Source organism: Streptomyces sp. NPDC126510, from assembly GCF_040302345.1.
In the GTDB taxonomy this organism is placed as follows: domain Bacteria; phylum Actinomycetota; class Actinomycetes; order Streptomycetales; family Streptomycetaceae; genus Streptomyces.
Window position 1 is genome coordinate 247,691 of record NZ_JBEORR010000012.1, and the last position, 9,950, is coordinate 257,640.

The 9,950-nt window shown below is 71.6% G+C and carries 9 protein-coding genes; 8 read left to right on the plus strand and 1 reads right to left on the minus strand.

Annotated features, from left to right (window positions below; genetic code table 11):
- Positions 1-93 precede the first annotated feature (93 nt).
- Entirely contained in the window at positions 94-1,743 is a 1,650-nt protein-coding gene (locus tag ABTX60_RS19720) for a serine/threonine-protein kinase (RefSeq protein WP_352098291.1), read from the plus strand.
- A 4-nt stretch (positions 1,744-1,747) separates the two neighbouring features.
- Here ABTX60_RS19720 and ABTX60_RS19725 read toward each other — a convergent pair whose 3' ends face one another.
- Positions 1,748-2,554, minus strand: coding sequence for an SGNH/GDSL hydrolase family protein (locus tag ABTX60_RS19725; RefSeq protein WP_352098292.1), 807 nt, complete (start codon positions 2,552-2,554; stop codon positions 1,748-1,750).
- 337 nt (positions 2,555-2,891) lie between these two features.
- Between ABTX60_RS19725 and ABTX60_RS19730 the strand changes: the two genes are divergently transcribed.
- From ABTX60_RS19730 to ABTX60_RS19760, 7 genes are all read left to right on the plus strand, one after another.
- Positions 2,892-4,097 carry a S8 family peptidase gene (locus ABTX60_RS19730; protein ID WP_352098293.1) on the plus strand — a complete coding sequence of 402 codons (1,206 nt, stop codon included), beginning with the start codon at positions 2,892-2,894 and terminating at the stop codon, positions 4,095-4,097.
- 494 nt (positions 4,098-4,591) lie between these two features.
- Positions 4,592-5,413, plus strand: a complete 822-nt coding sequence (locus tag ABTX60_RS19735) for a glycosyltransferase family 2 protein (RefSeq protein ID WP_352098294.1) — start codon at positions 4,592-4,594, stop codon at positions 5,411-5,413.
- Positions 5,410-6,408, plus strand: coding sequence for a glycosyltransferase family 2 protein (locus tag ABTX60_RS19740; RefSeq protein WP_352098295.1), 999 nt, complete (start codon positions 5,410-5,412; stop codon positions 6,406-6,408). The genes ABTX60_RS19735 and ABTX60_RS19740 overlap by 4 nt, the downstream gene beginning before the upstream one ends.
- Positions 6,401-7,201, plus strand: a complete 801-nt coding sequence (locus ABTX60_RS19745; protein ID WP_352098296.1) for a polysaccharide deacetylase family protein — start codon at positions 6,401-6,403, stop codon at positions 7,199-7,201. Before ABTX60_RS19740 ends, ABTX60_RS19745 begins: the two co-directional genes overlap by 8 nt.
- A gap of 75 nt (positions 7,202-7,276) precedes the next feature.
- Positions 7,277-8,371 (plus strand): DUF5925 domain-containing protein, encoded by a 1,095-nt coding sequence (locus ABTX60_RS19750; protein ID WP_352098297.1) that lies wholly within the window; start codon positions 7,277-7,279, stop codon positions 8,369-8,371.
- 161 nt (positions 8,372-8,532) lie between these two features.
- A complete protein-coding gene (locus ABTX60_RS19755; protein ID WP_352098298.1) occupies positions 8,533-8,928 on the plus strand; it encodes a hypothetical protein in 396 nt (131 codons plus the stop codon).
- Positions 8,929-8,953: 25 nt separating this feature from the next.
- Positions 8,954-9,730: a DUF72 domain-containing protein gene (locus ABTX60_RS19760; protein WP_352098299.1), complete on the plus strand. Its 777-nt coding sequence runs from the start codon at positions 8,954-8,956 to the stop codon at positions 9,728-9,730.
- The last annotated feature ends 220 nt before the right edge of the window (positions 9,731-9,950 follow it).

Here is a 9,950-nt window from a genome sequence, read left to right on the forward strand (position 1 = left end):
ATGTCCGGAGAAAAGCGGACGTCGTGAGGAAATCCGACCGCGTGGGGAAGACACACCCCATGGAGATTTCGCCGGGCTGCGAATGGGGGCGCCGTGTTCGAAGAACCGGGCCATGAGCGTGTGATCGCCGGCCGCTACCGGCTCCTCGCACCGCTCGGCGAGGGCGGCATGGGGACCGTGTGGCGCGCCCGCGACGAGGTGCTGCACCGCGAGGTCGCCGTCAAGGAGGTCCGCGCCCCGTCCGGGCTGGCGGGCGACGACGTACAGCGGATGTACGCCCGGCTGGAGCGGGAGGCGTGGGCGGCGGCCCGGGTCTCCAACCGCAACGTGGTGACGGTGTACGACGTGGCGACGGACGACGGCCGCCCGTGGATCGTCATGGAGCTGGTCCGCGGCCTCTCCCTCGCCGAGGTCCTGGACGCCGAGGGCCCGATGGCGCCGCAGCGTGCCGCACACATCGGGGCCGAGGTGCTGGCCGCGCTGCGGTCCGCGCACGAGGCCGGGGTGCTGCACCGCGACGTGAAGCCGGCCAACGTGCTGATCTCGAACGACGGCCGGATCGTGCTCACCGACTTCGGCATCGCCATGGTCGAGGGCAGCTCGGCGCTGACCATGACCGGCGAGGTCATCGGCTCGCCCGAGTTCCTCGCCCCGGAGCGGGCGCTCGGCCGTACGCCGGGTCCGGAGTCGGACCTGTGGTCGCTCGGGGTGCTGCTGTACGCGGCGGTCGAGGGCCACTCCCCCTTCCGTCACGACACCCCGCTGAGCACGCTGCGGGCGATCGTCGACGAGGAGCTGCCGCCGCCGTACCGGGCCGGTCCGCTCGCCCCGGTGATCGAGGGGCTGCTGCGCAAGGATCCCGAGCAACGGCTGCCGCCCGAACGGGCCGAGGAGGATCTGCGGGTCGTCGCCGCGGGCGGCTCGCCGCGCGCGGACACCACCCGGGCGGTTCCCTTCCCGCCGACGGTCGTGGGCCACCCCGAACCCGCGCCTACGCCCCCGATGCCGTACCCGGGACGGACGGCGGCATCCGGTGCCGGCGCCACCACCACGGCCACGGGCCAGGACCGGGACCGCCGGGCCGGCCGGGTGCTGGTCGCGGGCGTGATCGCGCTGGCGCTCGCGGTGGGCGGTCTGACGTACGCGCTGCTCAACGACGGGGACGGTTCCGGCGGCAACGACCAGGGGGCCGGGGACGGTACGCCCACCGCGACCAAGAGCCCGCCCCGCAACACCGGGACCGAGAAGTCCAGTCCGTCGCCGACGCCGAGCAGGACGAAGGAGAGCAGTCCCCCGCCGCAGTCGGTGCGGGTCGTCCTGGAGGGCCGGCGCACGGACTACTCGGGCCCGTGTCCGCCGCCGAACGCCCGAGCGCCCGAGTTCACGGCGACGCTCACGGTGGGGCGGCTCCCGGCCGAGGTCAGCTACCGCTGGGTGACGCGGGACGGCCAGGTGCTCGACGGGGGCTGGAAGACGCTGTCGTTCACGGAGGGCGGCGGCCGTTCGAAGCGGGACACCGTGCGGGTGACGACGCAGGAGGAGACCGGGACGTTCGAGAACGAGATCAGCGTCGAGGTGCGGGAGCCGGTACGGGAGAGGTCCGAGTCGGTGCCCTTCTCGGTGGCGTGCGAGACGGAGACCCCGACGGGCGGGGCCTCCCCCTCTCCTTCCGGCACGGATCCGGACGCGCAGACGGGCTCGAACCCGGGATCGGAACAGGACTCGGACTCCGACTCCGGCTGAGTGGTCAGTCGTTGCTGTTGAGCACGGGCAGATAGCCGCCCGACTGGCCGGGTGCCTTCGGGTGGTACGACTCGCCGATGTTGAGCCAGCTGACGCTGTGCAGCCAGGAGTCGCCGGAGCAGATCTCATGGCCGGTGAAGGTGGTGCGGACGTCGCCGAAGGCGAAGCCGTGGTTCGCCGCGCGCTTGGCGACGGCGGTGTTGAGGTGGTCGGAGGCGTCGTTGATGGCTTTGCGCTTGGTCTCGGACAGGCCGAGACAGGTGATTCCGAGCTGGTAGAAGCGGGGGTAGCCGAGGACGACGACCCGCGCGGCGGGGGCCTTGGAGCGGATCGCCGAGTACACGCTGTCGAGCTTGCCGGGCAGCGTGGAGTCGACGTACGCCCGGGCGGTGTTGATGCGGGAGACGCAGGCGCTGTCGGACTGGGTCACACAGGTCGTCATGACGTCGGCGAATCCGGCGTCGTTGCCGCCGACGGTGATCGAGACGAGGGCGGTGGAGGCACTGAGCGGAGTGAGCTGACTCGCCAGAACATCACCCGTTCGGGCGCCCGAGCAGGCGGTGAAGTCGAAGCTCGAGGGTGACTGGGCGGCGGCCCAGAGGTAGGGGTAGGCCTTGGTGCTGCGCTTGCAGTCGCCGCTGGAGCTGATGTAGCTGCCGGCTCCGACTCCGGAGGAGTAGGAGTCACCGAGAGCCACATAGCCGCCTGTTGCGGCGAGTGAGGACGCCTGCGCCGTCGCTGCCCCGGAGAGGGCTGTGCCGACGGCGAGGAGGAGCGAGCTCACGAGGACGACAAGTCGGGAACGTCTCATGGAACCTCCCTTTAGCAGGATCTCTGCCATAACCGTCGTAGCAGCGACGCGCGTTGACAGGAAGTGTCCATGCCAAGTCTTTTCGGCCTCTCCCCGGATGCTTGGCGCATTCACCACGGCTCGCGTTACGCGCCGGAGCTCTCTTGTTACGTGCCCATGACAGATTTGTTGACTGATGCTCAACTCTCTTGTTCTACGCCGGTAGTTGGTCGACGCTTTACTCCGGCCGGGAGCGGAACGCGACGCTCCCCGGCCCGTGTGCGCGAACACGCGCACACCCCCCACATGACGCGCGTCCCACCCAGGCGCGCGCCGCCTAGAGGAGGACTCCCTCGTAATGGCACAACTGCGTAGCAAGAGACTCGGGCTCGCCGCACTCACGTCGCTGGCGACCGCCGCCCTCGTGGGCGGGCTCACCACCCTTCCCGCCCAGGCCGCACCCGCCGAGGGCCGGGTGCTCGCCGCGGACTCCCCGACCGCGATCAAGGACAGCTACCTCGTCACGCTCAAGAAGGGCGCGGGCCTGAAGGCGTCCTCGGCCGCGGGCAAGGGCTTGGTGAAGGAGTACGGCGGCTCGGTCGACAAGACGTTCGGCAAGGCGCTGAACGGTTACTCCGCCACTCTCTCCGCCACCGAGGCCCGGCGGCTCGCCGCCGACCCGGCGGTGGCCTCCGTCGAGCAGAACCAGCGCGTCACGCTCGCCGCCACCCAGACCAACGCCCCGTGGGGCCTGGACCGCATCGACCAGGCCTCGCTGCCGCTGTCCGGCACCTACACCTACCCGGACAGCGCGGGCAGCGGCGTGACGGTCTATGTGATCGACACCGGTGTGCGCATCACCCACCAGCAGATCAGCGGCCGCGCCTCCTACGGCTACGACGCCGTCGACGGCGACACCAACGCCGCCGACGGCAACGGTCACGGCACCCATGTGGCCACCACGATCGCGGGCTCGACCTACGGCGTGGCCAAGAAGGCGAAGATCGTGGGCGTGCGCGTGCTGAACAACAGCGGCTCCGGCACCACGGCCGGCGTGATCGCGGGCATCGACTGGGTGACGAGGAACCACTCCGGCCCCTCGGTCGCCAACATGTCGCTCGGCGGCGGCGCCTCCGCGACCCTGGACACGGCGGTCCGCAACTCCATAGCCAGCGGCGTCACATACGCCGTCGCCGCGGGCAACAGCAGCACCTCCGCCTCCTCGTCCTCCCCGGCCCGGGTCGCCGAGGCGATCACGGTCGGAGCCACCACCAGCACGGACGCCAAGGCGAGCTACTCCAACTACGGCTCCGCCCTGGACATCTTCGCGCCCGGCTCGTCCATCACGGCCGGCTGGCACACCGGCGACACCGCGACCAACACCATCTCCGGCACCTCGATGGCGACCCCGCACGTCGCGGGCGCGGCGGCGGTCTACCTGGCCGGCCACACCTCGTCGACCCCGGCCCAGGTCGCCACGGCCCTGGTGAACGGCGCCGTCACCGGCAAGGTCACCAGCGCGGGGTCCGGTTCGCCGAACCGCCTGCTGCAGATCGTTCCCTGACCGACGTCCGCACCGACGCCTGAACACACGTTCCCCGGAGGCCCTGATCGCCTCCGGGGAACGCATGTTTATGAGACGGGAACGTGCAACTTGCGTCGCACGAGCGGTCCCTCACAACGACCAAACCAACAAAAACGTGAGGGGCCGTTCCAGGTCTTGCCATACGGGTTCAATCGTCAATACCGTCATACATCTCACCCGCATCGGTCCGTAGTACGCGGCTCTAGGGGAGGGCTCAAGGACCGCGACGAACCGGCGCGGGGCGCGGTAGGGGGGTGCCGTGCTCGGTGACCGCAATGGTCTCCGGGCCGTGCCGCGCGGTCGGCTGCCGTTTTCGCGGCCGGCCAGCTTTGCCAGCTCACCCGGCGTGCCGGAGCTTCATCCCGGCATGCCTCGCCATCTCGGCGTGTCTCGGGTGAGAACCCCCCTTTCGAACCGGACTGGATCCGGACTGCCCTGGGGGGGCGGTCCACCGGACGAGAGGGACCAGACTCATGAGCTCAGTCCTGCAGCCGGCCGCGACGCAGCAGCGTCCGCCGACCGCCTCCACGTACCGACCCGTCTCCTCTCACCTGGCCATCGCGCCGCCGGTGAGCGTGGTCATCCCGGCCATGAACGAGGCGGAGAACCTGCCCTACGTCTTCAAGACCCTGCCCGACTGGATACACGAAGTGGTCCTGGTCGACGGCAACTCCACCGACAACACGGTCGAGGTGGCCCGCGAGCTGTGGCCCGAGGTGAAGGTCGTCGAGCAGCGCGGCAAGGGCAAGGGCGACGCCTTGATCACCGGGTTCCAGGCCTGCACCGGCGACATCATCGTGATGGTCGACGCGGACGGCTCGGCGGACGGCGGGGAGATCCTCAGCTACGTCTCCGCCCTGGTCTCGGGCGCGGACTTCGCCAAGGGCTCCCGCTTCGCCAACGGCGGCGGCACCGACGACATGACCTTCATCCGCAAGCTGGGCAACTGGGCGCTGTGCACGGCCGTCAACCGCAAGTTCGGCGCCCGGTACACCGACCTGTGCTACGGCTACAACGCCTTCTGGCGGCACTGCCTCGACAAGATCGACCTCGACTGCACCGGGTTCGAGGTCGAGACCCTGATGAACATCCGGGTCGTCAAGGCCGGCCTCAAGGTGCAGGAGATCCCGAGCCACGAGTACCTGCGCATCCACGGCGTGAGCAACCTGCGGGCCGTGCGGGACGGGCTGCGCGTGCTGAAGGTGATCCTTCAGGAGCGCTCCAACCGCCGGGCGCTGCGCCGCCGTTCGCCCCGCTCGTCGATGCCGGCCGCGATGCGGGGAGAGGTGTCTTGAGCGGTCCCGGCATCTCCGTCGTGATCTGCGCGTACACCGAGGACCGCTGGGAGGACATCCTCGCGGCGGTCTCCTCGGTCCGCGCGCAGTCGCGGCCGGCCCTGGAGACGCTGCTGGTCGTCGATCACAACGAGACGCTCCGGGAGCGGCTGGCCAAGGAGTACGAGGAGAGCGCCGACGGTGCCGCGGTGCGGGTGCTCGCCAACGCGGGCCCCCGCGGCCTGTCCGCCGGCCGCAACACCGGCATCGCCGCGGCCCGGGGCGAGATCGTGGCCTTCCTCGACGACGACGCCGTCGCCGAGCGCGACTGGCTGCGCCACTTCGCCGAGGCGTACACCGACCCGCGGGTGATGGCGGTCGGCGGGCGCACGGAGCCGGTCTGGGCGTCCGGGCGGCGGCCGGACTGGTTCCCGGAGGAGTTCGACTGGGTGGTGGGCTGCACCTACCGGGGTCTGCCGCGCGGCCGGGTGCGGGTACGCAACGTGCTCGGCGGCAACGCCTCGTTCCGGCGCAGCGCCTTCGACGCGGCGGGCGGTTTCGCCACCGGCATCGGCAGGGACGGCGACAAACGCCCGCTGGGCTGCGAGGAGACGGAACTGTGCATCCGTCTCTCCCGGGCCCGGCCCGACGCGGTCCTGCTGATCGACGACCGGGCGGTGATCCACCACCGGGTGCCCGAGGCCCGCGAGCACTTCCGCTACTTCCGCAGCCGCGCCTGGGCCGAGGGCCTGTCCAAGGCCCTGGTGGCGCGGAGCGTCGGGGCGGACAAGGGCCTGGAGTCGGAACGCCGGTACGCCACGCGGGTCCTGCCCGCCGGGGTGGCTCGAGGTGTGCGGGACGCCCTGCTGGCCCGGTCGGGCGGTGCGGGACGGGCCGGCGCGATCGTGGCCGGGGTGCTGACGGCGGCGAGCGGTTACATCGTCGGCAGCGTCCGGGCACGCCGGGGCGGGACCACGTTCCAGGTGCCCGAGGTGGAGGTGACGGCCCGTGAGTGACGACCGCGTCCCGATCCTCATGTACCACGCGGTCGCGACCGACCCGAACGATGAGACGCGGGCCCTGTCCGTGACCCCGGAGGCGTTCGCCGAGCAGATGGCGGTGCTCGCCGACCGGGGGCTCAGGCCGCTCACCACGGCCGGACTGGCGGCGTGCTGGCGCTCCGGCCGCGCACTGCCCGAGCGGCCGGTCCTCATCACCTTCGACGACGGCTACGAGGGCGTGCACCGGCACGCCCTCCCCGCCCTGGCCAAGCACGCCTTCCCGGCCACCCTGTTCGTCTCGACCGGGTGGCTGCGGGGGCCGTACGACACCGGCGGCGGCCTGGACACCATGCTGGACTGGGACCAAGTCCGCGACCTCGCGGCGGCCGGTGTCGAGATCGGCGGGCACAGCCACAGCCACCCGCAGCTCGACCAGGTCTCCGACGCCACCCTGCGGTTCGAGCTGATCCACTGCAAGGAGATCGTCTCGGACCAGCTGGGCTCCGTACCCGCCTCGTTCGCCTATCCCTACGGCTACTCCAGCCGCCGGGTCCGGCAGGCGGTGCGCGAGACGGGCTGGACCCAGGCCCTCGCCGTCGGCAACGGCCTCGCGCGGCGCGCGCAGGGGCCGTACGCGCTGCGGCGGGTGACGGTGCGCCGCAGTACGGGCATCGAGGAGTTCGAGAGGATGGTCGAGGGGCGCGCGATCGCCCGTACGTTCGCGGCGGACCGTGCCCTGACCAAGGGGTACGCCATGGTCCGCAGGGCCCGGCAGGCGCGCCGGCTGGTCTCCCGCGCCGCGGGCTGACCTGCGCGGGGACGACATGCCGCGTGCACGCGGAAACCGGGTGCACGCGGCGTCCCCGTGCCGGATCATGGCGGCATGTCTGGAAACCCGCACGAGGCGCTGCCGATCCGGCTCAACGTCGACGACTCCGACTCCCCGTCCGATGTCGTCGACGCGCTGTTCCTCGGCCGCTTCGCGACGGGCGAGCAGCCGTACTCCCACGCGGTGAACATCGACCGCGTGCGGTCCGGGGCGACGCTGATGCCCCCGGGCGCCCGGGTGTTGCGCGTCGCCCGGGACGACGACCGCAGCGCGACCCTCGCCGAGGGCGACGGCTGGACGCTGCTGGTCTCTCGCTGGAACCGGGGCGCCGACGTCACGGTGACGGCGACCGGCGAGGAGCTCGCGAAGAAGATCCTCGACCAGGCCACGGACGGCGCGGCGGACGAACCCGAACCGCAGCCCGAGAACGTCACGATGGGCTTCTGGTACGTCTCCCCGCGCCGTGGCCCGCACCGCACCACCCGCCAGATCGCCGCGGGCACGTGGGACGAGGTCCGACCCAACTACACCGCGCCGGTGGCGGACGCCATGGACCGCCTGATGAAGACCACCCCGGAGGACATCGCGGGCCGGCTGCTCCTGCTGCACGGCCCGCCGGGCACCGGCAAGACCTCGGCGCTGCGCACCCTGGCCCGGTCGTGGCGCGACTGGTGCCAGGTGGACTGCGTCCTGGACCCCGAGCGGCTCTTCTCCGACGTCGGCTACCTCATGGACATCGCCATCGGCGAGGAGGACGCCACGGGCAAGGGGCGCTGGCGGCTGCTGCTCCTGGAGGACTGCGACGAGCTGATCCGCGGCGAGGCCAAGCACACGGCGGGCCAGGCCCTGTCGCGGCTGCTGAACCTGACGGACGGCCTGCTCGGCCAGGGCCGCAACGTCCTGGTCGGTGTCACGACCAACGAGGACCTGGAGCGCCTGCACCCGGCCGTGGTCCGCCCCGGCCGCTGTCTTGCCCGGATCGAGGTCGGCCCGCTGACCCGGTCGGAGGCGGTGAACTGGCTGGGCCAGGAGGACGGCGTCGGCCGCGAGGGCGCGACCCTGGCGGAGCTGTACGCGCTGCGCCGGGGCACGTCCCCGACGGCCCTGCCGGAGCCGCGCGGGGGCGTGGACGCGGGGCTGTACCTGTAGCGGGGGCAACCGCCGAGGCCTGTTGCGAGTCACCGCCCAGATCCGTGGCGGGTCCCCCCCTCTGGTTCCGGTCACAACCGCTTCTCACCTCCCTGTTACTCCGGCGTGCCAGGGTGTGCGGCGGAGCGACGCCGAGCTCCGTATGGACCAGGGAGGCTCTGATGGCGCACCCGGCGCCCACCGTGTTCAGCGAACCCACCCACCGCGTCGCGCGATGGGTCCTGCCCGTCGTGCTCGGGGTCGTCTACGGCAACTGGGTCGCGGTGAACCGGCGTCACGGCGGTCCGATCACCGGGCCGGACGTGGCGTCGGGGGTGTGGAGCGCGCTCGCCTTCATGGCCCTCTGCATCGCCGTGGTCCAGGCGACCCGGCGCCTCAGGCGCGACCTGCACGCCCTGCACGCCCTGCTCCGGGCCGTGTTCGCCGGTACCGCACTGGGCTTCCTCTACAGCCAGACCGGCGACGACCCCCGTCCCGTGGTCATCACGTCGGTGCTGGTCACGGCAGCCGTCTTCCTGCTGCTGTTCTACCGCTTCCACACGCGCACCGACGCGTAGCGGAACCTGGTGCTTTGATAGGGGTATGACCCTGTTCGTCGGCACGTCCGGGTGGCAGTACAAGGACTGGCGGGACGTCCTGTACCCGTCCGGGCTGCCGATGCGGCTCTGGCTGGAGGAGTACACGGGGCACTTCGCCACCGTCGAGATCAACAACGCCTTCTACCGGCTGCCGGCTCGCGAGACGTTCGAGGACTGGCGGCGGCGGGTGCCCGGTGACTTCGTCGTCGCGGTCAAGGCGAGCCGCTATCTGACCCACATCAAGCGGCTCAAGGAACCCGAGGAGCCGGTGCACCGCCTGATGAGTCACGCGGCGGGCCTCGGCGACCGCCTCGGCCCGGTCCTGCTCCAGCTCCCGCCCACGCTGCGCGCCGACCCGGGCCTGCTGGACGCGTGCCTGGCCTGCTTCCCGGCCTCGACCCGGGTCGCGGTCGAGCCGCGTCACGACTCCTGGTGGACACCGGAGGTCCGCCGCGTCCTGGAGTCCCGGCACGCCGCCCTGTGCTGGGCCGACATCCTGGCCCGCCCGGCCACACCGCTGTGGCGCACCGCCGACTGGGGCTACGTCCGCTTCCACCAGGGCCGCGCCAAGCCCTGGCCGCGCTACGGCCGTCGCTCCCTGGCCACCTGGCTCGACCGCATCGCCACGACCTGGACCGACGGCGAGGACGTCTACGCGTACTTCAACAACGACCCGGGCGGCGCGGCGGTGGAGGACGCGATGGCGTTCGCGCGGGCGGGAAGGTCGGCGGGGCTGGACATCACCCGGACCCCGGACCGGCTGACGCAAACGTCCGGCTAGGACGCCCTGTGCCGCGGCGCTGGGGCCTGTCGGTTGGATCAGCCCGCAGACGCGGGGCCTGGCACGCGCATCTGCACTGACAAGAACCGCCGATATCGTGCGACCTGATCCAAACGACAGGCCCCAGGTCGTGTCCGCAAAGTCCCGCCTGCCCCTCGACGCCTGGCACGTACTCTCGCCGCACCGGACGAAGACCCAAGTACATCCAGTACGAGGGACT

What these genes read in the sequence shown, in the direction of transcription:
- ABTX60_RS19725 (WP_352098292.1), bottom strand. Translation starts at nt 2,554, where the DNA reads ATGAGACGTTCCCGACTTGTCGTCCTCGTGAGCTCGCTCCTCCTCGCC.
- ABTX60_RS19730 (WP_352098293.1), top strand. Translation starts at nt 2,892, where the DNA reads ATGGCACAACTGCGTAGCAAGAGACTCGGGCTCGCCGCACTCACGTCG.
- ABTX60_RS19735 (WP_352098294.1), top strand. Translation starts at nt 4,592, where the DNA reads ATGAGCTCAGTCCTGCAGCCGGCCGCGACGCAGCAGCGTCCGCCGACC.
- ABTX60_RS19750 (WP_352098297.1), top strand. Translation starts at nt 7,277, where the DNA reads ATGTCTGGAAACCCGCACGAGGCGCTGCCGATCCGGCTCAACGTCGAC.
- ABTX60_RS19755 (WP_352098298.1), top strand. Translation starts at nt 8,533, where the DNA reads ATGGCGCACCCGGCGCCCACCGTGTTCAGCGAACCCACCCACCGCGTC.
- ABTX60_RS19760 (WP_352098299.1), top strand. Translation starts at nt 8,954, where the DNA reads ATGACCCTGTTCGTCGGCACGTCCGGGTGGCAGTACAAGGACTGGCGG.